This is a genomic window from Nocardia sp. bgisy118 (assembly GCF_057708605.1).
This window is the reverse complement of the sequence record NZ_JBYISM010000014.1, coordinates 145,318-170,307: the sequence shown is the minus strand read 5'-3', so window position 1 is coordinate 170,307 and position 24,990 is coordinate 145,318. Positions and strand designations below refer to the sequence as shown.

The 24,990-nt window shown below is 66.8% G+C and carries 17 protein-coding genes and 4 pseudogenes; 7 read left to right on the top strand and 14 right to left on the bottom strand.

The genetic code is table 11. The annotated features are described in order from the left end of the window. Positions 1-2: 2 nt before the first annotated feature. The 3 genes from AC3EO7_RS19235 to AC3EO7_RS19225 all read right to left on the bottom strand — a co-directional run bounded on the left by AC3EO7_RS19235 (position 3) and on the right by AC3EO7_RS19225 (position 2,324). The gene (locus tag AC3EO7_RS19235) at positions 3-1,088 is read right to left on the bottom strand and encodes a hypothetical protein (protein WP_435591955.1); all 1,086 of its coding nucleotides are present in this window, start codon (positions 1,086-1,088) and stop codon (positions 3-5) included. Next, on the bottom strand, positions 1,085-1,882 hold the full coding sequence (locus AC3EO7_RS19230; protein WP_431963349.1) for a hypothetical protein: 798 nt from the start codon (positions 1,880-1,882) through the stop codon (positions 1,085-1,087). The genes AC3EO7_RS19235 and AC3EO7_RS19230 overlap by 4 nt, the downstream gene beginning before the upstream one ends. A 193-nt stretch (positions 1,883-2,075) precedes the next feature. Next, positions 2,076-2,324: a hypothetical protein gene (locus AC3EO7_RS19225; protein WP_431963351.1), complete on the bottom strand. Its 249-nt coding sequence runs from the start codon at positions 2,322-2,324 to the stop codon at positions 2,076-2,078. A 330-nt stretch (positions 2,325-2,654) separates the two neighbouring features. Here AC3EO7_RS19225 and AC3EO7_RS19220 point away from each other — a divergent pair, with 330 nt between their 5' ends. The 4 genes from AC3EO7_RS19220 to AC3EO7_RS19205 all read left to right on the top strand — a co-directional run bounded on the left by AC3EO7_RS19220 (position 2,655) and on the right by AC3EO7_RS19205 (position 5,517). Continuing rightward, the gene (locus tag AC3EO7_RS19220; protein ID WP_431963353.1) at positions 2,655-3,062 is read left to right on the top strand and encodes a hypothetical protein; all 408 of its coding nucleotides are present in this window, start codon (positions 2,655-2,657) and stop codon (positions 3,060-3,062) included. Between the two features lie 11 nt (positions 3,063-3,073). Beyond that, positions 3,074-3,202 (top strand): hypothetical protein, encoded by a 129-nt coding sequence (locus tag AC3EO7_RS19215; protein WP_435591954.1) that lies wholly within the window; start codon positions 3,074-3,076, stop codon positions 3,200-3,202. Positions 3,203-3,430: 228 nt separating this feature from the next. Beyond that, the gene (locus AC3EO7_RS19210; protein ID WP_435591953.1) at positions 3,431-4,531 is read left to right on the top strand and encodes a hypothetical protein; all 1,101 of its coding nucleotides are present in this window, start codon (positions 3,431-3,433) and stop codon (positions 4,529-4,531) included. 17 nt (positions 4,532-4,548) lie between these two features. Beyond that, positions 4,549-5,517 carry a hypothetical protein gene (locus tag AC3EO7_RS19205; protein ID WP_435591952.1) on the top strand — a complete coding sequence of 323 codons (969 nt, stop codon included), beginning with the start codon at positions 4,549-4,551 and terminating at the stop codon, positions 5,515-5,517. A 313-nt stretch (positions 5,518-5,830) separates the two neighbouring features. Here AC3EO7_RS19205 and AC3EO7_RS19200 read toward each other — a convergent pair whose 3' ends face one another. The 4 genes from AC3EO7_RS19200 to AC3EO7_RS19185 are packed head-to-tail and all read right to left on the bottom strand — an operon-like array spanning position 5,831 to position 13,946. After that, positions 5,831-9,862 (bottom strand): TIGR02680 family protein, encoded by a 4,032-nt coding sequence (locus AC3EO7_RS19200; protein ID WP_435591951.1) that lies wholly within the window; start codon positions 9,860-9,862, stop codon positions 5,831-5,833. Continuing rightward, the gene (locus AC3EO7_RS19195) at positions 9,859-11,112 is read right to left on the bottom strand and encodes a TIGR02678 family protein (RefSeq protein WP_435591950.1); all 1,254 of its coding nucleotides are present in this window, start codon (positions 11,110-11,112) and stop codon (positions 9,859-9,861) included. Before AC3EO7_RS19195 ends, AC3EO7_RS19200 begins: the two co-directional genes overlap by 4 nt. Positions 11,113-11,149: 37 nt before the next feature. Continuing rightward, positions 11,150-12,676: a TIGR02677 family protein gene (locus tag AC3EO7_RS19190; protein ID WP_435591949.1), complete on the bottom strand. Its 1,527-nt coding sequence runs from the start codon at positions 12,674-12,676 to the stop codon at positions 11,150-11,152. 55 nt (positions 12,677-12,731) lie between these two features. Then, a complete protein-coding gene (locus AC3EO7_RS19185; protein ID WP_435591948.1) occupies positions 12,732-13,946 on the bottom strand; it encodes a TIGR02679 family protein in 1,215 nt (404 codons plus the stop codon). Here AC3EO7_RS19185 and AC3EO7_RS19180 point away from each other — a divergent pair. Further along, positions 13,868-14,356: pseudogene (locus AC3EO7_RS19180) on the top strand (helix-turn-helix domain-containing protein); the annotation flags it as partial. The gene AC3EO7_RS19185 and the pseudogene AC3EO7_RS19180 sit on opposite strands and share 79 nt — an antisense overlap. Further along, positions 14,341-14,946: pseudogene (locus AC3EO7_RS19175) on the top strand (IS630 family transposase); the annotation flags it as partial. The pseudogenes AC3EO7_RS19180 and AC3EO7_RS19175, both read left to right, overlap by 16 nt. Before the next feature lie 250 nt (positions 14,947-15,196). Here the strand turns inward: AC3EO7_RS19175 and AC3EO7_RS19170 are convergent. The 7 genes and pseudogenes from AC3EO7_RS19170 to AC3EO7_RS19140 all read right to left on the bottom strand — a co-directional run bounded on the left by AC3EO7_RS19170 (position 15,197) and on the right by AC3EO7_RS19140 (position 21,806). Continuing rightward, positions 15,197-15,574 (bottom strand): hypothetical protein, encoded by a 378-nt coding sequence (locus AC3EO7_RS19170; RefSeq protein WP_431963616.1) that lies wholly within the window; start codon positions 15,572-15,574, stop codon positions 15,197-15,199. Between the two features lie 14 nt (positions 15,575-15,588). After that, on the bottom strand, positions 15,589-19,071 hold the full coding sequence (locus tag AC3EO7_RS19165; RefSeq protein ID WP_435591947.1) for a WXG100-like domain-containing protein: 3,483 nt from the start codon (positions 19,069-19,071) through the stop codon (positions 15,589-15,591). 370 nt (positions 19,072-19,441) lie between these two features. Further along, a pseudogene (locus AC3EO7_RS19160) lies at positions 19,442-19,759 on the bottom strand (radical SAM protein); the annotation flags it as partial. A 32-nt stretch (positions 19,760-19,791) separates the two neighbouring features. Then, a pseudogene (locus AC3EO7_RS19155) lies at positions 19,792-20,082 on the bottom strand (UvrD-helicase domain-containing protein); the annotation flags it as partial. Between the two features lie 136 nt (positions 20,083-20,218). Then, on the bottom strand, positions 20,219-20,668 hold the full coding sequence (locus AC3EO7_RS19150) for an iron chaperone (protein WP_435591946.1): 450 nt from the start codon (positions 20,666-20,668) through the stop codon (positions 20,219-20,221). A gap of 83 nt (positions 20,669-20,751) precedes the next feature. Further along, positions 20,752-21,357, bottom strand: coding sequence for a glyoxalase (locus tag AC3EO7_RS19145; protein ID WP_435591945.1), 606 nt, complete (start codon positions 21,355-21,357; stop codon positions 20,752-20,754). A gap of 92 nt (positions 21,358-21,449) precedes the next feature. After that, positions 21,450-21,806 carry a VOC family protein gene (locus AC3EO7_RS19140; RefSeq protein ID WP_431963369.1) on the bottom strand — a complete coding sequence of 119 codons (357 nt, stop codon included), beginning with the start codon at positions 21,804-21,806 and terminating at the stop codon, positions 21,450-21,452. A 322-nt stretch (positions 21,807-22,128) separates the two neighbouring features. Here AC3EO7_RS19140 and AC3EO7_RS19135 point away from each other — a divergent pair, with 322 nt between their 5' ends. Then, a complete protein-coding gene (locus AC3EO7_RS19135; RefSeq protein WP_435591944.1) occupies positions 22,129-24,921 on the top strand; it encodes an ATP-binding protein in 2,793 nt (930 codons plus the stop codon). Positions 24,922-24,990 lie beyond the last annotated feature (69 nt).

Genomic DNA, 24,990 nt, shown 5'->3' with positions numbered 1-24,990 from the left:
GCTCATCCCGCGATCTCCAGCCGAAGCCGGTCTGCTTCCCGCAGCATTCGGGTGATGTCGGCGAACTCGGGCCCGAGGTCGCGCGAACCGTCGGCGACGGCGAGCACGGTGTCGAGGTCGTCGAGGCCGCCGAGGTCGTCGCAGACACCGCGGCCGAGTGCGTCTACCGAGCCGTTCGCCCGCGCGGCGTCGCGGCAGGCGAAAGCGAGCTCGCACGACGACATGCATTCGGGGGCGTAGCGGGCGGGGATATCGGCGATCGTCTTTGCCAGGTGCTCGCCGGGCGCGAACGACGCGCCCTCCGGCAGGGTTTCGATCAGGTCGCTGATAGCCGTCAGCCGCGACAGCTGCCGTGAGATGACCGCGATCTGCTTGCGCAGGTCGACCAGCTCGGCGGTGGGCCGGTTGGTGAAATTACTGGTACAGACCAGGATCACATTGTGCGACACCAGGTCCGGTGATTCGCCGATCTCGATCATGAGTTCACGCATCGCGATGACGTAGACGGCGGACTGCCGCGCCGCGGCGGCGACCTGCACCGGATCGGCCTGCCCGTCGACCACGGGGAACGACTTGATCTCCACCACGTGGAAGCGACCGCCGATCTGCAACGCGACCACGTCCGGCTCCAGATAGGCGGTGGCGCCCGCGATGTCGAGCCGCAGCATCGGATGGTCGAACAGGGTGCCCTCGCCGGAGCTGATCGCGTGCGCGAGCAGCTGACGGGTCCGCTTGTAGCGCACGGCATTACCCGCGTTGTCACCGACCGAATTCAGGTCGTGATATCCGGCCTCGGGAAGGGGGAGGCTCAGCTTGTCGCGCAACAACGCGAGCAGCTCGGCACAGCCGTTCTCCTTCACCATCGCCTCGAACGCGTTACCGCGCGTGATCGCGAACTGCGACTGACCGAATCGGGGTGGAAAACCCAGCTCCCTGGCGATGGCGGCCTTGTCGGCCGCCGCCGCGTCCAGCAGCGCGCGCCGCGCGCAGCCAGGGTTCGCCGTCAACGCCGCGATGGTGCGGGCATTGTGGCGGCACGCCGGCGCTGCACCTCGCAGCTCATCCAGCCGTGCCGAAAGTGTGTTCATCCCACCTCGTTTCGTCTGCCAGCCACACCGAGCCGGACACCGAATAACCGGGAGGCCTCGTCGAGCTGCTGATCCGCGCGTCGCGCGGCCTCGGCGCGGCGGCGGGCGTCCTCCTCGCGGTGGACCGCGAGCTCCCTGGTGGCGGCGTCGATCACTGCGCCAGGGTCGATGGTGTCAGGCGAACCCTGCACGCCGGGAACGGAAACCGAGAGCTTCCACAACACTCGTCGTGCACCCGGTCCGCTGTCGGGCTGAGCGGCGATGTGTTCGGCGAGCCGGATGGTCGCCGTGAGCAGATCCACGCGCGGACTGAGCGGCCCGATCATCCGCTGCGCCAACGGCCAGGAACTCACCGCCATCAGCCCGCGCGCCGGGGCGAGGTGATCGGCGGTGAGGGCCGCGCAGATGTAGTACGGGCGCGTGAACGGCGAAGCGCGGAACGACCGCTCCTCGTCGCGGCGCAGGCTGGTCAGACGCATGGGAGCGATCCCGCCGGAAAAGAACGATTCATGGACCGCCAGAACCAGTTTCGGCGACGCAGGCGCACCGATCAGCGTAAGTGCGCGATGGACGTGCTCGCGGATCGGCATTGCGTCCGATTCCGTTCGCTCCGCGGGCGCCTCCGCCTGCGGCGCTTCAGCGCCGAGGACGGCCGAATCCCAAGCGTCCTCGGTGCGCCGCAACTCGGCCCGAAGTTGCCGGGCGCTCACGCGATCCCCGGCGGTCACCGCACGCCGAACCTCGGCGCGCAGCTCGGCGATACGCGCTTCGAGTTGCTCCGCGGTGTCGGTCACGGCGCGAGCGTATCCATACATTCCAGTGAAGTCCAGTATTTTCCAGTATTTGCCCGCAGGTGGCGGGCGGTGTCGGCGGCAGTGCCGCCCGCACCGTATCCGCCGGGGCCGACAACTTGATTCCTCCGGTGTGCGAGGAGATCGCCGTATCGGGTGTGCGGGGTGCCCGCGCCGGGGCGGGCACCTCTTTCGTTCACTCGCAGCCGATGCCGTTGCCGTCGCGATCGAGTCCGTACTCGTCGGGTCCGATGACCTGGACGCGCCCGGTGTAGACGGGGCCGTTCCCGCTACCGCCCTCGCAGTCCACGTCGCTGACGATGGGTAGGCACGGGATGTAGGAGGCGTGGCAGTTGGAGGGGGCGGCGGTGGCCGTCTGTGGGGTTGCGAGAGCGAAGCCGAAGGCGGCGATCGCGGCGGAGGTGAGGGTGACGATGTACTTCATTGTGCTCCATCCAGTTGTATTGCGGACGACAGTCTGCCACGGACCTGAACGCGAATTGCGCAGTACCAGACGGCAATTCACTTGCGATCACCGAGGAAATCGGTGTGCTTCTTTCGTATCGAGGGCTCGTCGGCGACGGAGGCGTATGGGTTGTCTGAAATTTGTCTGTAGCGGGGGCTACCGCGGCGGTTAGTGGTTATGGAGTGTGAGAGCTGCCTCGCTCTGTCGGCGGGTCTATGTACAGCCCTTCGAAGAGGCAGTCGACCTAGCTTGTCGTAAGTGATAGTCGGAGATGGATGGGAAATTGTGTGGCCATAGAGAGGGCGGATCATGAGCGCATTCCATGAGATATTCTTGCGAGCTGAAAAGAGTGACGCAGAAGCAATTCGGGATATCGGACTAGCAGCTGGCGCCAAGCTGAATCTCGATGCTTCTTCGGACGATGCAATGATTCGCCGGGCTATTGTCGAATACTGGGTTGTCGAGGTAGAAACTTCGCATGGTTACGAGGACGACTTCGGAATCCCATTCTCGGAATATCCGATCGCTATAACGATTCGCGACCTCGAGGGAGATAAGCAGCGAGAAGAATCAGCTGCCCGCTCGATCTTCGATAATCTGGCGAGCGTCGGCGGATACAGTCAGTTGCTGGTATTCGACCTGCAGAAGCTCCTGGCCGCGTCGGGCAACCATTATCCTTTTTCGGCTGTATCTACCTTTAAGCAACTGCGGACCTGACCGAGGTGCCGTTGGTCGATGAGATCGTCGATACCGAACTCGCTGTGGACGATACCGAACTCGCGGCGGACGGTGCCGACGACGGTTCGAATGTCCTCGGAGAATTCGGCAACTCAGGCTCTCGATCACCGATGAGCTAGGCGTGGTCGGGTGGCCGGGCTCGCTGTGGCAGATGATCCACCGGCGCCCAGGTCGGAATGAGGCGAACTTTCTTTGATCCGCAAATTGTCCCGGACGTGCGACAAGGAGTTCGCCGGTCGCGAGTTGAGACTGCGAACCTTCAAGTGCTGCAACGCACGGCGGAAGCAGCGAACGGGCCCGCCGGTATGCTCTGTCATCGAAATTGACATAGCAGGGGGGATCTCGACATGAGCGGCGGCTGGGCAACTCGGCGGACGGTGACAGCGCTGGTACTGGGTATGGCGGCGCTGGCGGCGTGTGCGCCGCCTCCTCCGGACGAACCGCTGCGTAAGCCGGCGCCGCCGAACAGGCCACAGGCCGCCTATGGCGTGATGGTCCCTTCCGGCGACTTCCAGAAACTGCAGGTCGCCGATCAAGTTCGTGCCGTGGATCCCTGTGGGCTGATCGACCGTGAACGCCTCGCCGCCCGTGGTCAGATCGCAACGGTGGGGCCGGATTTCGCGTTCGGTGACTGCGCGGTGGGTGTGGCGCTGCCCGAGCGGGCGCGGCTGCTGGCCCGTGTGAGCATCGACTTGTCGGTCGGCGAACCGGGCTCGAAAGACACCGAAACCCGCCAGATCGCCGGGGAGACAGTGCTTGTCGACGGCATCCGCAACGACCACCTCCAGTGCGTGTATCTGGTGCCGTTGTACTTTCCCGCCTCACCACCGGCGGCCGGGGCCGCCGTACCCGATGTCATCGAGGTGCCTGCGGTGCAGTATGCGCGGGTCACAGCGTTCATGTTCAGCCCCGACCGCAATTGCGGGATCGCCGACGAGGTGACAGCCTCGCTGCTGGGCGCGGTCAAGGAGAACCGGCTGCCGCGCCGTGACCAGGCGACGGTGCGGCTGCCGCTGGCCGAGCGAAGCCCCTGTGAATTGATGTCCGAGCTGCCGACCGGATTTTCGGTGTCGAAGTTCGACGCCGAGATCGAACCCTACGAATGCTATTTCACGGTTAAGGGTGCTGAAGCGGGGCCGAGCGGCAAAACTGTCAGCGTCAGCTTCCAGTTGGACGATGCCGACAACGCGCTGCTTCCGATCCGCGATCAACGACTCATCGATGTCGGCGGTCACCCCGCGCTGCGGGAACAAGACGTCATGACGAACTCCTGCAGCCTCGAGTTCCCCGTCGGTCCGGTCGTGGATTCCTACCTTCCCGGCACGCGCGCCAGCCAGTCCGAGATCGACGGCTCCCGCAAACAGGTCATCGTGCGAGTGTCCGCCGCCTGCCCAGTTCTTGACCGGCTGGCGCCCATCGCCGCCACGACCTTCGGAGCCAACCGATGACCCGCTCGGCGGCAATCATGACTGCACTGAATGTCGTACTGGCTGCGCTGCTGGCCTCTGGATGCGCGAGCACCGTCGACGGCGCCGGTGTGCCCGTCGACCGCGGATATCGCGCCAACATCACCACCGAGGTCGCGCGGGAGAGGTTGAGCGAGCACGACCGCATGCGACGAGTGGACCCGTGCGGGTTCATCGACGAGGCATCGGCTACCTCGATCGGGCGTGTCGCCTACTTCGGGCCTGGGCTCGACCAGGACGGTTGCGAAGTGCGGTTCGACCGCTTGACCACGCCCAAACGGATATGGGCACTGAGGATGACCATCACGGTGATCCAGGACGGGTCCGGACAGGCCACGAGCTTCGCCGGGCGCAGCGCGTCCGAAACCAGCCTCGACGGGATGTGCAGCATCGCACTGGACTATCAGGGAGAACGGGCCTTCCACTACACCCTCGACAGCGAGGACGGCTCACCGTGCGAGGAACTGCGGGCGATCGTCACCGCCTCGGCCCCGCTGCTCGACATCAACCCCCCGCGCGCCGAATCTGCGAAAATGCCGAAAACCAAAGCCTGGACATTGGACCCGTGCGCGGCCCTGTCCACGACCTTTCCGGCCGAGCAACGCTTCTACATGACCGGCCTGCCCAGTAATCCATTCGAGTGCGATTTCTGGCTCGGTAACCGAGCTGAACCCGGAGATGTCAACAGGCACAAGATCACCTACTCCCACATCCACCAGTCCCAGGTCACCTTCATGGCGCCCGCGGACCGCCGCCTGCGGATCGTTGGCGTCGATGCCAGGGAACACAGCGGGGAAAAGGACTACTGCAAGATCACCGCCTTCGTCGGCGCGAACAACCCATTTCCCACCACCGACTACTACGGCAAGCCCGAACCACTGGTCGAGGCGGTGGAGGTCACCGGCACAGGCTGCGACAATGTCCGCCGCCTCGCCGCCGAAGTCGTCAAGAACTATCAGAAGGGCTGAGGCAGCGCCGGCCTGACGCCCAGACGGCGAGCGACGTTGCTCGATTGACTCCGCTGCGCTTCGCCGCTCAGCATGGTTCGCCGCAGTCGTCTGCCGCCTCCTCACGGGCAGCCGAGTGAACGCCTTTACCGAGAAGGGATGCCGCCGATCCAAATGGGTGACCACCGCCGCAGCGGCGACTGGATCGAACCTGCCCGCATCCTTGCGGGACATCGTCACCATCACTGACTGGCGAATCCGCGCGGGCTCGGCTTCGATCCCGAGCCCCACACATCGAGCACCGCTTACGGCTGCGCCGACGGCAGCGCCGTGCTCACGCTGGCAGTAGCTCGTCCCCATTCCACGTGAACCTCGCCGTAGTCACTGCGTCCTGCCCATCCCCGGTGATGATCTGGTGGATTCCGATACCGCTCAGCTCCGAGTATGTGCACCATTCGTGGTCCGACGTCAGCACCAAGTCCAGGTCCAAAGCCGAAAGCAGCGCGAAGATCTGGCCGCGGTTAGCGGTGTCCACGCCCACGAAGACTTCATCGAGCATGATCACGCGGGGTGCGCTGGGTGTGGATTGGTAGTGGGCGGCGACCGCGGCGAACAGGGGGAGGTGCAAGGCTATCGCCTTCTCGCCGCCGGACAGGGCGCCGTGGAGTTTCTTGGTCAGCTCTTGGAAGCCGTCACCGGAGCCGCGGTCGACCTTGACGATGAATTGGTGCCATTTGGTGTAGTCGAAGACCTGGGTGAGCTGTTGCTCCCAGCTGGTGGCGGTGTCGGCGGCCTTGGCGGCTTCGATGCGCTCACGCAGGAATCGGTGCAGGGATTCTCGGTCGGTCTCGGTCAGTCGCGCGGGGTCTTTGAGCAATAGGTCGCGCGCGGCCTTGGTGCCGGGCGGCAGGTCCTTGCCGACTTGCCATACGAGTTCGACCGCGACGTTGGACGCGGTGCGCACCATACTGAGCCGGGCGTTCATGCCGTCCACGAGCTCGTTGGCCTGCCGGATGCGGGCGGCCAGGTGGCGGCGGGTGTCGCCGGTGAGGGTGTGGTCGAACAGGCGGCGTTCGTGTTCGGTGATCTCGTTCTCGGCCTGTTTGGCTTCGTCTTCGATGATGCGCAGTAGTTCGGCGCAGCCCACGCGCACGCCGTCGATGATCGCGGCGAATACCTGGACCTCGCCATCGGATTCGAGATCGAGGTCGGCGCGGGTGCTCAGAGCGGTGCGGCATTCGTGGACCGAGTCGGCGAGTCTGCGCATCGCCTCGCTGATGTTCGTCGGTGAATGGGGGATGGTCGGCCAGGCCGCCGAGATCATCCGGGCGGCGTCGAGCGTGGCCCGCACGCCCTCGGATGCGGCGAGGGTCGCGCGGAATTTTGGCAGATCGGAGAATCGGCCGTCCTCGGGGAAGGTGCCGCTGGCCAGGTGCCGAAACCGCAGCGCGAATTCGTCACGGGTCGCGGTCGCGGTGTCGCGGGCCGCCAGGTCGGTGGTGCGCTGGGAATCGAGCTTGCCCAGCCGGTGCGCGAGATCGGTCAGGGTGGCGCGGTCGGTTTTGATCGAATCGTTGAGTGCGCGGACTCGTACGCGCACTTGATCGATCCGGGTTAGCGTCTCCTGGTAGTCCTGCCCGGCGGATTCCTCGATCGCCGCGAGTTCGGCTGCGGCGCGGCGGTATTCGTCCGCGGCTGCGGCGGCGGTCTCGGCGGCGGTGGTGGCGTCGGCCGCGGACTGTTCGGCGGTGGCGGTGGCCGTGTCCGCGGTGCCGCGGGCAGCGCGCAGGTCGGCGTGGGAGTCCAGCCACGCACCGGCCTGACCGGCGAAATTCTCGATGGCCTCGACGACGAGTCCCAGCGCGGGACGGTCGGTGGGCAGCCCGGTCTCGGCGGCGGCGACTGCCAAGGCGTGTTGGGTTTTGCGCACCTCGCCCTCGCGGGTGGTGAGTGTGGTCGCGCGGTCGCGTACCTGCGCGTCGGCGGTCGACAGCGCCGATTCCGTTCTGGTGAGCTGTTTCTCGGCCGCGTCCACTGCGGTGAACCCCGGCAGGTTCGCTCGCTCGGACTCGATGAGTGCGCGGTGGGCGGCGCAGTGGTCGAGTTGTTCGCGCAGTTCGTCGAGGCGGCGGTCGTGTGCGGCGATCTCGGTGAGCAAGCGCTGGATGCGGGCCTCGCGGGCCTTGGCTCGGGTCGATGCTCCGATGAAGGTGGGGTGGTCCTTCGACCACGAGCCGGTCACGGTGGCCAAGCGCCAGGCGCCGTCGGCGCCGACGGCGGCGACCGCGTCGCCGGGCAGACATTCACCGAACGCGATGCTCGACAGTAACCGGCGCACTTGCTCGGGCGCGACGTCCGCGCAGGGCACCGGGACCAGCACCTCGGCGAGCGAGCGGCCGGGAACCGGTTCGACCGCTGCAGGATCGGCGAACAGATCGTGGCCGGTCACCTCGCCGCGTGCACCGACCCACGCGTCGAGCAGCCCGCAGGACTCCAGCGCGGCTTCCACGCCCGCCGCGGTGCGCGGCGCGAGACCGTCGGCGAAATCGATCAACTGCCACAGCGGTGCGCCGGGACGTCCCGTGCGGTCCGCGGTGCGCCAGTGCGGTGGCTCGGGTGGGATGTCGTGTTCGCGGGCCAACCGATCGCGTTCGTCCGCGCAGGTGTCGCGCAGCACGGTCACGGCGTCGATCTCGTTCTGGTGCACAGTCTCTCGCCGGGTCAGCTCCTGCAGCCGCAGGGTCGCGGCGCGATTGGCCGCTTCGACCAGCGCGGGCCGGTCCTCCGCCAGCTCGGCTATCGCGTCCGGGTCGTCGAACGACAGTGCCTCGCACGAGGCCGCCCAGGAACGCACGGCCTCGCGCAGTGTTTCGAGCTCGGTTTCGAAGGCGCGCTCGGACTCCGCGTGTTCGTGTTCGGCCGCGAGCAGTGCGGCGCGAGCCTTGTCGAGGTCGGTTTCGGCGTCGGTGCGGCGTGTGACGGCGTTGTCGTGGCGCGTGAGTACCGTGAGCATGTCGTCGACCTGGCCGCGCTTGGCGCGGACGGCGGCGCTGAGCAGTATCCGGCTCTGCCGGGAACCCGGGTCGGCGGCGAGCTCGTCGTGGATACCGGTCATGCCCGCGCGGCGAGCCGACTGCCCGGCCTCGATTCCGGCGGTGGCCACCGTGCGTTCCCATTGCTCGACGGCCTGGAGTGCTGTGGCGTGCTTCGCCCCATCCCGCTCGGCCCGGCTGAGCAGCTCGGCCGACTTTGCCTCGGCGTCGGTGGCCCATCGCCGCGCTTTCGCGGTCTCGCGGCGGCGGTCGTCCAGTTCGAGGCCCTTCTGGTAGGCGGGCGACTTGATCAATCCCTCGCGCTCGCCTTCGGCGACCGACAGATCGGCTTCCGAGTTCCCCACGCGCTCAAGGGTTTCCAATTCGAGCGCCGCGATCCGCTCGTACTCGGCCGCCGATGACTTCGCGGCCTCGGCGAGTTTGTCCATCTCGGTGGTCGCGGCGCTGAGGGTCGCGGCCGCGGAACGCAATACCCGCTGCGCGTAGGTTTGTTGCTGGCGGGCCAGCTTTCGGGTGGCCGCCACCTCCTCGCCTAGGCGGGCGAGTCGTTCGCGCTGGGCGTCGAGACGCTCGAATCCCTCGGCCAGGTCGGCGATCTCGTCTCGATCGAGCGGGGGCAGCGCGCTGGACAGCAGCGACGACAGCAGGGCCGGGTCCAGCCGCTGCGACAGTTTGGGTGTGCGCAGTTGCAGCAACGCGGTGATCAGCGCGTCGTAGCGGTCGGCTCCCATGGACGGGAACAGGGTCGAGCGCACCGCCGCCCGGTAGTCCGCGGCGTTCTCGTGCACCGTCCCCTGCTCACCGAGCCGCTCGGCGAGGGCCGCCTTGGTCAGCGGGCGGTTCGCGTCGGTCAGTGCGAGGGAATCAGGTGCGTCCGGGTCCGAGACGCGCAGCGCGGTGGTGAAGTAGTCGGCGTGCACGGTCGTCGTCCGTGAGGTCGCTTGCAGGCGCGCCCCGCAGGTGAACCACCGGCCCGGTTCGCCGGGGAACCGGAACTCCAGCCACACGTACCCGACTCGGGTGGCTCCGGAAGCGCCTTCCCCCATGAGATTCCAGTGCATGGTTCGCTCATTGGTGCCGAAGGTGGACAGCCGGTTCGCCCGCAAGTTCGCATCGAACAGGAAGGGCAACAGCAACTCGAGCGCCTTGGACTTGCCGCTGCCGTTCGGTCCGCGCAGCAGCAGACGGCCGTCGTGGAATTCGAAGATCTCGTCGTAGTAACGCCAGACGTTCACGATGCCCGCCCTGGTGGGTGCCCATCGCGGTTCCCGTTCGGTGGTGGGAACGAGGTTCGGCAATGCGGTGACGGTCATGAGGGGTCCTCGGAAGCTGTGGACGTGCGAATACCGGTGACGCGGTAGCGGGCGGCGGCGGGGAGAGGCACGACGAGGCCCGATGCGTGGGTGCGGACGAGTCCGAACGATCTCAGTACCACCAGTGCGTCGGCCACCAATTGCCGAGCGCCTTCCTCTCCCTGATAGGTCCGTGCCCAACGTTGGAATTTCGTCAGCAGGTCGGTAGCGGCGCGACGCAGCTGCTCGTCGGTGACAGGACCGGACATCGTGTCCAGCAGGAGCAGGGCGGCGACCTTCGCTGTCGCGGCATCGTCGGGGAAGCGGGAGTCGGTGGCGATGCCTTCCGGATCGACGAACAGCACACCCTCCGCACGTTCTTCGAGCACGAAACCACCCTGGTCGGCGGCTCTGCGCAGGAGTTGCCTGCCGGTCGGGGACGCCAGATAGGCGCGTTCGTCGGCGGTGAGATCGTCGAAATACACGACCGGGTCGTCGACCAATCGGCGGAACACACTGTGCCGCAACCACAGATTGCGCTGAGTTTCGGAGATGCCGGAGGTGTCGGTGTGTTTGCCGGGGTCGCTCGCGGGCCCGTACCGGCGCTCCCGGACCAGTTCGGCCAGTAGTTCGTCCACGCGCAGAGGTACTTCCGACGCCGGGATGCCGAGCTGGGATGGTCCGGTTGGCGCGGCGAGCAGCCGCAACAACAGTGTCGTGTCGACACGGAAGAGGACTTTCGCGGAATCGGAATCCACATAGGAGTCGGTGACGCCGTCGATCACCTGGAGGACGCCGAACGACTCCAGCAGCCGCAGGACATCCACGAACGCCATGCGGTGGGTGCGTGCGGCGGAGTCGAAGCCGGCGAGCGGCGGGTCCTCGGCGGTGGCGGCCCGCACGCGGCCTGCCAGCAAGCCGATCGTCGTCACCGGTGCGGCGAAGAGCTCGGCGGCGGTGACACACAGCAGGACGTAACGCAGCCTGTCGAATTCGGCTCTGCCGGATCGCATCCTGCGAGCCGGTCGGGTCGGGTCGAGTGCCGCGCGCACCTTCACGAGGCGGGCGTATCCCAGGCGCGGCTCCACAATGAGCGTCCATCCGCAGTAGTAGTCGAACCACTTCGCGATCGGATCGCGCCGCCGCCGGACGATGTCGAACAGCTCCGGTGCGTCGCGCTCCACGATCAGCGGGGCGGCGAGCAGTTGCCGCACGCCGCGGGCGACCTCCGTGCGTTCGGCGATGACCATCTGATTGGTGAGGTCACTCATCGGCGGCCCTCCGGGGTCCGATCTCTCGGTCGGGCGTTCACGCGGACGCCTCGGAGTGCCTGCCGCCGCCGCGGACGATCTCGACGATGTAGTCGGGTCCGCGGAAGACGCCGCGCGGGGTCGTCAACTCCGCGATCGCGCCATCCGACGGTGGGCGGAGCGCGATCTCGACACGACCGTCGGACGTACTGCCGCGACGCACGCCGCCCGAACCGGGGGCGCAGGCCAAAGCCCGGCCGAGGAGCTCGAGCAGCCGCTCGAACACGCCGTGCTCGAGCTTCCCGAACGACGAAAGCCGCACGGCGCCACCGGTGTCCAGCATGTCCCACGCCGCCTCCAGTTCCGCGCGTTCGATCGCGGCGCGGGCCTTACGCTCGGCTCTGATCGCGGCGACGTCGGGAATCCCTCCCGTGCGGCCGTAGCGTTCGGTGCGGCCGGAGGCGCGGAGCAATGGGGAGACTTCGACGGCAGGCGCCGACGTCCACGATTCCGTGTAGCCGACCAGCTCGGGGTCTTCGTGCGCCAGGTGCGCGTGTCGCGCCGATCCGAGGCCGAACACCGTCGACCACAGGCGGTGCAGATCGTCCTGGTCGGGCAGTATCGAGAACCAGCGCGCCAGCTCGCGGAAGTCCGATACGGCGCTGCTGGAACGACGACGCGACTCGGTGATCCGGTCGAGCACCTGCAACAGGGAGACGATGGCCTTGCGTCCGACGACGCGGAGCTGGTCGATGCGCGGCGCCGCCCCGTCCGTCGGGAGGAACCACGCGCGCAGTCCGTCCCAGCGTGCGCGACGCTGCTCGAGCCACGCCGCCGCCGGATCGGCTCCCGTGAGCCGGGGCAGATCGGCGCCGAGCAGAGCACACTGATGGACGCGGGTGACTCCGTGGTCGTCCACCGCCTGGATTCGCGAGGCGATGGTCTGCGTGCGGTGCTCGATATCGGTCAGGAATTCGCGCAGGTAGGCCACGGTGGCGGCCTTGACCTCGTGGAAGACCGTGAGGTCGACGCCCTCGTCGCGGAGCAGGCGCTGCAGTTCGCCGTTGAACTGTTTGGTGTTGCCGCGCAACGCCTCGAGGTGGGCCTCTAGTTCGGTGAGTGTGGTGAACACGCGGCGATCCGAACCCGATTCCAGCTCTCGCAGCAGATCGGCCAAGCGGTCGGCAATCGCGTCGAGGACCGCGGTCTGCAACGCGCCGGTCGAAGCCAGGACGGTCATCGCATGCACGACTCCGGCGAAGGCCGCTTCGCCTTGTTTGGTCAGTGAATACTGCAGGTTGCGGCGTTCGTATTCGGCGGCGGTGCGGTAGTTCTCGGTGTGGTTCTGGACGATGTCTACGAGATTCCAGTCGCGCAGCTGCCCCAGGGCATGGGTCAGGTCGTCGTCCTCGACGGCTTCGAGCCAACCGACCGTGCGCAGGCGGGACCGGACGTCGTCGATCCCGAGGGTAGTTTCCATCCGCTCGTTGGCCTCGCCGAAGGCATGGAGGATCGACACATACAGGCCGGCGCGATCTCCGGTGGTGAACCGGAACATCTCGGGTGGCACCCGAATCGGATCCATGGAACCTCCCCTCGACTGACGGTCAGCAGCAACCATAAGCGCGGGGACGGACATCTCACGGTGCTATGTCGGCCAGAAGTCGATCGATGATGCGCTCCTGGGGCAACGCTATCCCGGATCGGCTGATGTGGTCGGACAGCTCGGCATCCCACGGCACAGGCGTCATCCGGCCCGCCGGCGGGCCTTCGCTGCCGACCGCGGACAGGTAGTCTTCGCTGGTCATACGCCATGGGATGGCATCGAATCTCGCGACGAGGTTGGCTGCGATGCGCAAGCCTTCACCATCGAAATCGCCGTGGTAGTGCAGTTTCGCGCCCGCGTTCGACAACAGTTCCAGCATGACGACGGCGGCGCTGCTCGGCCAGCCGGATGTACACACCATCGGCGGGCAGTGCGGACCGAATCGGGTAAGGGCCGTCGCGAGAATGCTGGGATTCTCTACGACCCAGACGGTCTCGGCGACCTCGGGTACTCGGCAGATGGCGCGGAGTTGCTGCAGACTCAGTACTGCGGCGAGGCCGGAGTCGGCGCAAGTCCGCAGGATGCGGCCGACGACGGAGTCACCATCGGTGATCGGCAGTCCAGCGGTCAGCACCGTCGAGGACAGTTCGTCGTCGGAGATACCCGCCTGCGCCCACAGTTGCCGCAGGCCGATCGCGTCGGCGGGAGGTTGCGCGTCGTAGAGGGCGGTCAGCGCGCGAACCACGATGGTGTGCAGGCGGGAGCCGTCATCGAGCGCGTGCGGGTTTCCGAGCACATTCGCCGCGAACACGGGTAGCTGTACTCCGGTGCCGGGCAGCTCGTGTAGGACTCGCAACGCACGGTCGAGCTCGGTCTTCGTGCGCGACACCGATCCCGCGATCAGACCGTTGCGCCGCATCGCCTCTGCCCATGTCGCCAGGGCGGGCTGGGCGCGTACCACATCATGATCCGTGAGCCACTCCCACAACAGATTTCGCTCCGCCATCGCGGCTGCCCGCTCCGCGGACCGGTCCGGGATCGGGCCGTTTCGATACTCGAGCGCGGTTCTGGTGTCACAGCCGGCGATCTCGCGCAATGCGCTGTCGACGGTCGCGAGATGCACGGTCGCGTACTCACCGGGCAGGCGAGCGAGCCCGAGCAGGTCGGCCACCGCCGCCTGCTGCATGGCGGTCAGGGGGCCCACGCGCACTCGCTGAACCACACGACCCGATGAGAAGCGTTGGTACAGCGCGTCCCACAGCGGCGCCAAGTCCGGAGATAGGCGAGCTATCGCACGCTCGGCGCTCATCGCGTGGGCCCGGTGCAATCGGCTCCGGTTGTATGGGTCATGGTGAGCAATTGTGGTCCGCCGGTCGCGATCCCGTCGGCACCTGGCCCTTTCCGGAAGAGGGCCGCGAACCCGCCCGGATCGCGCGGCGTAGTCAGCAGCCGGTGCGGATGCGGCGTGCGATCGTGGTGATGGCCTCGGCTCAGCATCAGCCGGTGCCGATGATCGCGAAGCTGATGCAGGTGTCGGAATCGTATGTGCGGCAGGTGATCCACGACTTCAACGAGAGGGGTTTCGCTGCGCTGGACCCAAAATGGAGCGCGGGCAGGCCGGCGAAGACCGATCAGGCGACGCGTGATCGGATCTGTTCCATCGCCCGGTGCTGCCCGCGTGATCTGGGCTGGCAGTTCTCCACATGGAGCTTGTCGAAACTGGTCGAGGTATTGCGGCACAACGATATCGCCGACATCAGCAGGGAACACTGCGGCAGATCCTGCGCGCCGTGGGGGTGTCGTGGCAGGCCACCAAGACCTGGAAAGCCAGCAACGAACCCGAGTTCAGCGAGAAGCTGGAGCGGGTGCTCGACTTGTACGACAATCCGCCTGCCGACGGGCGCGTGGTCTGCGTGGACGAGTTCGGGCCGCTGAACCTGCAACCCCGCGCCGGGCGCGGCTGGTTTGGTCGGCGAACACCGAAACGGCTGTGTGCGACCTACAACCGCATCCAGGGCGTGCGGCACATGCTCGGTGCGCTGGATCTTCGTACCGGGCAGCTTTACTACCGCATCCGCGACCGCAAACGCTGGACAGAGTTCCTGGCCTTCCTCGAGTCCCTGCGCCGACGGTGGCCAGGTCAGAGGTTGTATCCGGTCGCAGACAACTATTCGGTCCACAAACGCCGCGAGGTGCGGGAATGGTGCGTCGGCAACGACGTGGAATTGGTGTTCTTGCCGACCTACTCGTCCTGGTTGAACCGCATCGAGTGCGAGTTCTCCGCGTTGCGGTACTTCGCACTCGGCGGCACCGACCACCGCAGCCACGGCGAGCAGGACGACGCGATCGGCGCCTACATCCGCTGGCGTAACCAACACGCCGAACCCATCCGCGACTTCGCCGTCGGATCCAAGATCCGACACCCCGATTACCTACGAAGGCTGCCTGACACGGCACTAGCCACAGTTCCGTCCGTTACATCCCGCGGTCCTCGACCAAGGCAACCAAGAATTTTCGATTCAATACGTTGTGTCCCAACGCCTCCTGTCGGGTGCAAGCTCAGTGTGGTCTGTTCGTCAATTGCGAATACGCTCTCTGGCGTGCATCCGGACCGGGGTCGGCGGCGAAGTATCCACTCGATTCGATGTGCGACAAGAAGTCATCCTCCGGCGCAATGCCGTACTTCTCCAGGTAGTAGCGGGTGGCTGCAGTCCATATCCATTCGCCATCGGTCTTGTATATGCGCGGAACCACTTTTCCCTTGGTCGGGTCGATCATATCGATGGATTTTCCGTTCGCAGCCCGGATGACGGCTCCGCCGTGGAGGAAGCCGAGTATTCTCTCCTTGGTCGCCGGGTCTGTTATTTTCCGCCGGGAGGAGATCACGGGTGTGCCTGATGAATCCACATCATCGAATAGGCGTGCAATTCTGGCCACGATATTCTCCTTCTCTACTTGCCCTTGGGTTCGAACAGTACCCAGTTGCCGTCCGGTGGGTCCTTCGCCTGGTTCTCGCCGAGAACCGGATCCCATACTTCGGTCGCGACCACGATATGTCCGTCCTCGCCTGTCCATGCGATCTCGTTGGGGGCCCATACTTGTACGCCCAGCTCGTTGGCAAGGTGCTGGGCGAAGGGGTCCGCACCCTGTCCGGTTTCGCAGGACAGCAAACGGATGGGCTGGCCTTTCCATTGCGGGTCGGCTCGGATCAGTGCGGCAAGGTCGGCGGGTGAGAGCTCGTCGTCACCGATCCCTACAGCGCTCGGGTCTCCGTGCATGTCCACCGTATAGAATCCTTTGGCGGGTATCACCCAATGGGCATACTCCCGCATTTCCGTGTCTGATTCCTCATAATAGGATCGCCCGGCCGGCGTGTTTTGTCCAAGATCGAAATATTCTTGCAGCCGTGGACTCAATGGCGCGGCTGGGGTCACCGGTAGCGGCTGAGTCGGATAATCGTGGACGGGTTGGCCTGAACCTGTCTGGTTGGTTCCATCAGGAGGCAGGCCGTGCGGGCCCGGTTGCGTCCGTCCGACCCGACTCGCTGGACTCCCTGACGGATTGCCCTGGCCGGTTGGAGGTTCGGAAGTCCGGCCGGTGCGTGGATCTGGGGCGGCCGGGTGCTGGTCCGGTTTTCCGGTGTCGAAGTTTCTCGGCGAGTTTTTACTCGGTGTCGTGGGTATGTCGGTGCGGGTGAAGTTGTTCGGTTGTTGTGGTTGCGCAGGGTTCTTCGTGTCGGCGGTCGAGGGCTGAGTTGGAGACTCGGGGCGCGAGCTGGTTGGGGTGGTCTCGGTGTTCCAAGGGTTGGAATTGGGGTTGTACTCGGCTTGTTCGAAGCGGTCCTGCCATTCCTGGTAGGTGCGCTGGTAGGGGTTCTTCTTGGTGGGTTCGCCTGAATGGGGTTCAGGCGCTGAGTGATTCGGGTTGATGCGGTTGGGGTGAGAGGGGGCGTTCGAGAGGGGTGCGCGGTTGTCGGGGAGATTGGCGAAAGGTGAGCGGTTCGGTGTCGGGGTGGACTCTGGTGTGCGGTTGCCCGGCAAGCTGGTGAGAAAGGTTTGCTGGTGTTGGGGTGCGGGGTGGGCGGCTTTACCAGGGTGGTTCGAGTTGTCGGTCGGATTCGAGGGGAAACCCGGTTTCGTAGGAAGGCCGGGTTGTGCAGGAGAGCCGGGATTCGGGCGCGTCGGGGTGTCCGGGCCGATGGCGGTGTTCTGGGGGTTGGCCGTACCCGGGAAGGTGGGTTTGGCGGGAATGTTGGCGGGTGAGGCGTTGTCCGGGCGAGACGGAGGTGTGTCGGGGCGGTGGGTTTGGGGAATGTTCTGGGGGCTGGGTTGGGTGCGTTGGGGTGCGTTGGTGGTGGGGGATCCCGCGGATGCGCCCGGGTCGCCGGTGATGGGAAATTGCTGCGGGGTGCGGGTGGCGGCGTCTGTAGGGGTGTTGGTCGGGAAGGACGTTGGCGGGCTGGTTGTGGCGGGGGTGGAGGTAGCGGTGGAGGCGGTGGTGGTGTCGATGAACGCCGGGTTGGTTGTCGAGTTCTGGGTGCCTGCCGTCGGAGTGGTGCCGGTCGGTTGGCTGAGGCTTGACGGTGTCGACAAGGAGCCGGGTGTCGACAAGGAGCCGGGTGTCGACAAGGAGCCGGGTGTCGACGGAGACGATGGCGTGTTCGGCGTCGACGGAGTGCTCGACGTGGGTGTGCTGCTGGACGGTTGGCTGATGCCGTCCTGATTGGACGGCATCGCGGGCGAGGCGGGGTTTGCCGGGGTGACCGGCATTGATGGAGACGCCGGGGCGGACGGAGTTGTGGGCGTGCCGGGGGAAGATGTGGTCCCGGAGGGCGGGTTGGTGGTATCGGTGCTCGTCGGGTTCGACGGGGTATCCGGGCGGGCTTGGTTCTGATTCTGATCGGTGGGGGTGTTCTGCTGGGGGGAGGGCTGCGAGTCTTGCTGATGGGTCGGCTGTTGGGGCGGCTGGTTGGAGGGGTGCGAATCTTGCTGATTCGACGGCTGCTCTGGCTGCTGGCTGGACGGCTGCGAATCCTGTTGCTGGGATTGCTGGGACGGTTGCGTGTCCTGGCGGTTGGAGGGATCGTCGGTGTGGTCGGGCCGACTCGAGGAGGTGTCGGTGGCCTGGTCGGGGTTCTGGTTCGACCCGGTCGACCCGGTATCCGGAGGTTGTTGCGACTGCGGCATCTGTGACGACTGTTGGGGCTGAGACTGCTGCGGGGTGTCCTGGTGCTGGGACTGCTGAGACGGCGACTGCTGGGATTGTTGATTGGTGCCGGAGGGCTGGGTTTGCGAGTCGTCGTCGGTGGTACCGGCAGGATTGGTCTGGTTGCCCTGACTCTGATTCGGCTGACTCGACTGGTTCTGCTGCTGGCTTTGCTGGTTCTGGTTCTCCGAATCCTGCTGGTTCTGGTTCTGCTGGCTGCTCTGGTTCTGGCTGCTGTTGTTCTGCTCGTTGCCGTTGCCGTCGTTCTGGTTGTCGTTGCCGCCGGTGTCGTTGCCGCCGCCGCGGTTACCGGCGTTCTCCAACCCGCTCTGACCGGCACCGGCCAGCGACGAGGTCAACGTCTCGGTGGTCAACACCTCGGAAAGATCGAACGGTTTGTCGTTGAGTGCGGCATCGGTCGCCGCGCTGGCGACTTCGCCGACCAGGCTGGCCCCGACCTCTTTCGCACCATCTTTCAGGGCGTTGGTGATCGGGTTGCCGCCGTTGCCGTCACCGCTCCCGCCGCCGAGCAGGCCTTCGGTGGCGCCGCCGACTCCGGCGGTGATCAGGTTCTTACCGGAGTCGATCCACTCCTGCTTCGACAACGGATCCCGCCGATCCGCCGCGACCTGCGCCAGTTTCAACCCGATGTCGAGGACGGCTTCCTCGAGGACCGCTTCCCACGCTCCACGCAACGCCGCACGCCCGGCGGCTTTCAACGCTGCCTTGGAGATGATCTTCTGCAGCAGCTTCTTCATCAGGATCCGCAACGTGATCCGAGTCGCCGTCTGTGCGGCGGCCGCGGTCGCCGCACCCGCGGGCGCGCCCACCCCGGTGGCCATCTCGGCCAAGGCCGCAGCCATTTCGATCGCGAAGATCACCAGTGAGGCGATGATCACCAGCTTGGTGTGCTCGATATCGGCAGCGCCGTCACCGATCTGATCGGCCAGGGTCTCGATGTGTTCGATCAGGCCTTCGAAGGCGCCCTGCCCGCCCCCGAGCTTGTCCCAATGTTGTGTCAGGGCTTTGCCGGTCTCACCGTCGAGGGATTGGATGGCCTGCTGAACCACCCCGGTGGCTTCGTCGTCGAGATCGCGCAGCGTGGTCGCCAGCCCCGTCCACGCCGTCTCCACCCGACGCATCGCCGTCTCATCACCCTCGGGCCAATCACCCGCGCCCACAACGTATTTCGCTGCCCACTGCAACGGTTCCGGAATCTCGATACCCACCCGAAAACCCCTCCCGCAACCGCTCGAACCGTGCTGGGCCAAAAATTACCGACAACCCACTAGACGCGCCGAAACCGGATACGGTTCCACCGTACGGTGAGCTCGGTGAGAAACGGTCGAGTCCGATCCCCGCCGAACTGCCCCGCAGAGCCGTGTCCAGATCGGCAGGCAGCGATCGCGGGCCACGCTTGATCAGGCGCCCGAAGCTTGTCCGCCGCCACGGAATCCGATTCGATCGTCGTCGCCCGGGAACGCAGATGTAAGGATCGGTGGCGATGTCGGCGACTGGACGACCTCTGTCCACCCGACCTGGTTGCAGCAGGCCGCTGACTGTTCGCGGTCAGTCCGGGCCGGGATTGCGGTCCGCACACTTCGTCACCAGCCCTGCTTCGCGGGCCGCGGTGAGGACCGCGAGGGAGCGCTCGTAGCGGAACGCCGGGCGGATGCGCTTGAAGATGCGGGGGACCGTTTCGAGGTTGTGCGCCAGGACCTCCGGGCGCGAGGAGGAGACCTCGGCGAGTTGGTCGGGATCGGCGGTGAAGTCGGGGATGAGGAGTTCGACGCCGGTGTTGGGGTTCGAAGCCTTGATGGCGCGGACGGTTTCGGCGTAGAGCCAGGCGCCGCCGTCTTCGAGGTCGTCGCGGGCGACGCCGGTGATGGTGGAGTAGCGCAGGCCCATGGCCTGGACGCGGAGGTCGTTTTCGCCAGACTCGACACCGGGATCCCCGCGGTGCCCAGCTGCTCGCGGATTCGGTCGGCAAAGTTGTTGAAGCGGGTGGCGACGCCGATGTCGCCGGGTTCGACTCCGCGGGCGATCGATTCCTCGACGGTGGCGACGATCCGCGTGTGTTCGTCGCTCTGCGTGGTGCATTCGTGCAGGACGGGTGAGGGACCATCGACCTCGGACCGGCAGCCTGCGATCGAATCGAGGCTCTCGTCCATGGCATCGATGGTTTCGCCGAGCATCAGACCGAGGCACCAGCTCAGGATCTCCGCGGTGGTCCGATAGTTGACATCGAGCTTGGTCGATCTGCTCGCAACCGACGAGGGTACTGCGAGGGAAGCTCGATCGTTGCCCGAAACGGCTGGGCCGTTGGTGGAAGCGCGGGCCGGCCTGCCACCGGAGACGGTGGCAGGCCGATGGCGCTCAGCGGGCTGCTTTCTTCACCAGCTCGCCGATCATCGCTTCGTCGTCGGCGGTCAACGCCGTCAGCGCGAACGACGTCGCCCACAGGGTGCCGTCGTCGAGGTTCGCCTTGTCCTCGAAACCGAGTGTGGCGTAGCGCGACTTGAATTTCTCCGCGCTGCGGAAGAAGCAGACGACCTTGCCGTTCTTGGCGTAGGAGGGCATGCCGTACCAGAGTTTCGGCGTCAGCTCCGGTGCGCTCGCGGTGATGACGGCGTGGATTCGTTCGGCGAGGACGCGATCGGATTCGGTCATTTCGGCGATCTTCGCGAGCACGTCCTGCTCGCCGTCGGCCTTGGTGGCGCGGGAACCGCGGCGGGCGGCTGTCTTCAGCTCTTGGGCGTGCTCTTTCATCGCGGTGCGTTCTTCGTCGGTGAACGCGACCGCGGACTTGGTCTTCGTGGTGGTCATCAGCCGGAATCCTTCTGTGTCAGTGGTTGATAGCGATGGTCTCGATGGGGGACCGGTGTAGTCGGGGCCGTCGACCCGGGACGTCAGACGGTCTCCCAGGCGAACCCGTCGGGGTCGGTGAACGTCTCGGCCTTGGTGCCGATGACGATTCGGTGCGATCCGGTGCCGTCCGGTGAGACGCCGGCGTCTTTGGCAGCGGCACGGCGTCCGTAGAGGGCCAGTTTGACCGGCGACCCCGAGGCGGTGAACTCGACGTACTTGCTGCCGAAGCTCTTCTCGACGGTCAGGCCGTGGTCGATGTAGAACTGCTTGCTGGCCTTGACATCGTCGACGCCCAGCAGCAGCACGACGTCGTCGACTGCGCGGGTGGCGGGGAGGGTGTTCTTCTTCTGCGAGGTGGCGATCTTCCAGATCGCCCCGTCGGGGGCCTGGACGACGCCGCCGTATCCCCAGAAGCTCTTCTTCGCCGGCTTCACCGTCGTGAAGCCGGCGTCGAGCGCGGTGCCGACGAGGCTGTCGACGGTGCTGGGTTGGGACACCACCAGCGACACGATGAATCCACGGAAGCCGGTCGTCGGCGCCGTCGCGGCGCGGACTCGCACCTTGTCGCCCAAACCGAAGGCGGCGTCGTAGATCTCGGCGGCCCCGGGCTCCGGTGTTTCGAGGGTGATGTAATCGATGGAGGTCATGGCAGTTCCCTTAGGTTTGTAGGTGTCTGGGGTGGGTGCCCTGGATGCCCGGGGCGGTGAGGTGTTGCTGATGGTGGTTCGGTGGTCCGTGCTCATCGGTCCTGGATGAGGCCGAGGACGTTGCCGTCGGCGTCGGTGACGGTGGCGACCCGGCGGCCGCCGCCGACCTCGCGCGCGGCCTCTTTCACGGTGGCGCCCGCGGCGGTCAGGTCGGCCAGCTTGGCGTCGATGTCCGGCACGTGCCAGTAGGCCACCGAGATGGTCATGCTCTGCGGTCCGCCGCCCGGGACCAGTCCGATGTGCTGGCCCCCGGCCTCGAAGCCGACGTAGTAGGGCGAGTCGGTCTGCGGCGCGACGCCGAGCAGTGCGGTGTACACCGTCTTTGCCGCCGCCAGGTCGGACACCGGATGCAGCACGGTCTTGATTCCCTGGGTGGAAGAGCTGGTCATGATCACTCCTGAATGCGTGGGTCCCGATTGGTGAACCGGACGTATTCACAGCTTCTCTTCCGGCGGCCCCTGCCCACATCCGTGGCGACCACGGAACCGTCCACGGATTGCCCACGGATCACGGACAGCCACCACGGACCGACCGCGGACCAGGCCCTGTCTCGAAGTCCTATCCGGCGCCTCCGCGGCCCAGATCGCGTTGCCATCTCGCCGACGCAACCCCGGTCTCGGGCGCCCAGCCGCGATGTGAGCCACGGATGCATCCGGCCGAATTTCTAGGCAGGGCCTAGGATCACGACGCAGCGATGGAAGATTGAGGGTCATGACGGTAACGGTGGAGATCTCGGCGCGGGAAGCCGAGGTGCTGGCGCTGGTGGGGGAGCATCTGAGCAACGCCGAGATCGGTGCTCGGCTGTTCATCTCGGTGCGCACCGTGGAGAGCCATGTGTCCTCGCTGTTGCGCAAGCTGGAGGTTCCGGATCGGCGGGCGCTCGCCCAGCACGCCTCGAAGTCGGCCGGTGCCGGACGGTCGCGGACGGCTCCGGTGCTGCCGACGCCGCTGACGTCGTTCATCGGACGGACGCGCGAGCGCGCCGAGTTGCTGGCGATGCTCGAGCAGCATCGCCAGGTGACCGCGGTCGGCCCAGGCGGAGTGGGCAAGACCCGGCTCGCGTTGGCGGTTGTCGCGGAGGCGGCTGGTGCGTATCCCGATGGGGTGTGGTTCGTCGATCTGGTACCAGTCACCAACCAGGACATGTGCGTGGTCGCCGGTACGGTTGCGCTGGCGCTCGGACTCGGGGAGCAGCCGGGTCGTGGCATGGACGAGTCGGTGCTTGCGGCACTGGCCGACCGGCGCGCCTTGCTGGTGCTGGACAACTGCGAGCATGTGCGCGATGGGGTCGCGCTGTTCGTCGAACGGCTGCTCGCGGCCTGTCCCGGGGTGACGGTGCTGGCGACCAGCCGGGCCCGGCTGATGGTGCCGTTCGAAAGGGTGTACCCGGTCGCGCCGATGTCGCTGGCGGGCGCGGGCGATTCGGATGCGGTCGCGTTGTTCATGGACCGCGCCGCGGCGAGCGGCTGGCCGCCGAATCACGCACTGCGCGAACAGGTCGCGGTGTTCTGCGAGCGGCTGGATGGGGTGGCGCTGGCGATCGAGCTGGCCGCCGCCCGCTGGACCACATTGGGGCTGGACGGCCTCGAAGCCGGGCTGTCCGACCAACTGCGGATGCTCGCGGGCGGCTCCCGCGCCGAAGACCGGCACCGTTCGGTGCGGGCGGCGCTGGACTGGAGTCATGCTTTGCTGGATCCGGACGATCGAATGCTGCTGCGCCGAGTGTCGGTGTTCATGAAGTCGTTCGGCATCGGGGCGGCGGCGCAGGTGGTCGAGTCCGAGAAAGGCGTGGTGGCCGACGGATTGGCGCGGCTCGCCGAGCAGAGCCTGCTGGTGGTGACAGCTTCGGCGAGCGGGACCGGATACCGGGCGCTGGAAACCATCCGGCAGTACGGGATGGAGCAACTCGCCGAGGCCGGTGAGCTGGTCGACACCCGGTCTCGGCACGTGCGCTGGTGCCTGGTCGAGGCCGCGAACCTGGCGGAGGTGGGAGAGGGAAGGCGCGCACGGTTCGACGCGGTGGCCGACGACTTCCGCGCCGCGATGAGCTGGGCGGCCGAGCGGCCGGAGCAGCGCACGGACGCGCACCGGCTCGCCCGGCACCTGGCAGATCTGCTTTTCAGCCGTAACCTGATCGTCGAATCCCAGATGCGCTACGAGCAGGCGGCCGCCCTCTCGGACGACACGGCCGCCGCCTCGATGCTGCGTCACGCCGCCGCCGCGGCCGGATGCCAGATGCGCGGCGACGATATGTATCGCCTGAATCGTGCGGCCGCCGACGCCGCCCACCGGTCCGGCGACACCGCCGGGGCCGCCCGCGACCTGGCGACCGCCGCCGCCAACGCGTACCGGTTCTCCAGCAAGTTCGTCCGCACCCTGCCACCGGAGGAGGCGAGCGCACTCATCACGGAGGCGAGGCAGCTGGCGGGCGACGACCCCGCCGCGCTGGCGGCGGTGGCGCTGGCCGAGGCGGGGCGGGTGCTTACCGAGGCTCTCACCGCCCAGCTTCCCGCCGCTGATGCCGTACCGGCGATCGCGTGCGCCGAACGCGCGGTCGAGCTGGCGCGCCGCACTGGCGACCCACTCGCCGAGTCCGCCGCACTAGACACGCTCGCCGGCGCTCAGAGCTGGGCCGGTGACACCTTCGGTGCCGCGGCCACGGCGCGGCAGCGAATCACGCTGCTGGAGTCCGCATCACCCACTCCGGCCGCCACCCACGAGCTGATCGAAGCGCTCGGCGAAGCCGCCGAGGCCAGCCTCGGCGTGGGCGACCTGCCGGGCGCCCGCCGGTGGGCGCGGCAACTTGCGGAGCACCCGTTGCTGGCCGAGGTCGGCCATCGTGCCACCAGCTGGCTGCTGGTGGCCGAGGCGTTGGTGGGCAATGTCGGCGAGATACTCACCCATAGTGTTCGGTTCCTCGAAGCGTGGCAGCGGGCAGGCAGCCCCGCCAAGGAGATTCTCGGTCCGGCGGTGGCCGGTGTGGTGATGATCCACGACCTGCGTGACGACCACGACGCCCGCAACGAATGGAAAGCGGTCCTGCGTCGAATCGGCGCCTCACCGTGGCACACCCATGGCTACGGCGCGGTCTTCGACACGCTGGCCATACTCCATCGCGGGCAGGCGCAGGAGGCGCTCCACCGGATGTCGCCGGAGCCAGGGGAGGTGTGGAGATGGGTCACGTGGATCTGGCTGCACTGGTATGTGGCACTTCGGGCCGAAGCCGCCGTACTCGCTGGGAGTCCTGACGCAGGCGACCGCGTGATCGAGGCCAGGACCATCGTGGCCGGGAACCCCGTCGCCGTCGCCATCGTGGACCGAGCCGACGCGCTGCTCGCTCGCGACCGGCGGCGACTCCTCGCCACAGCGGATGCGTTCGACGCCGCCGGTTGCCGCTACCAGTCGGCGCGGACCCGGTTGCTCGCCGGCGGTGATCATGCCGCATCCGGCGCGGAAGCGCTCGCCGATCTCGGCCTCGCCCCGATGGCGCCGCTCGCGTGGTAGGCCCTTGTCGCCCGGTTCCTTTCACGGTCGAGCAAATAGTCGGGCTGGTCCCGGACGCTCGGGCTCGGA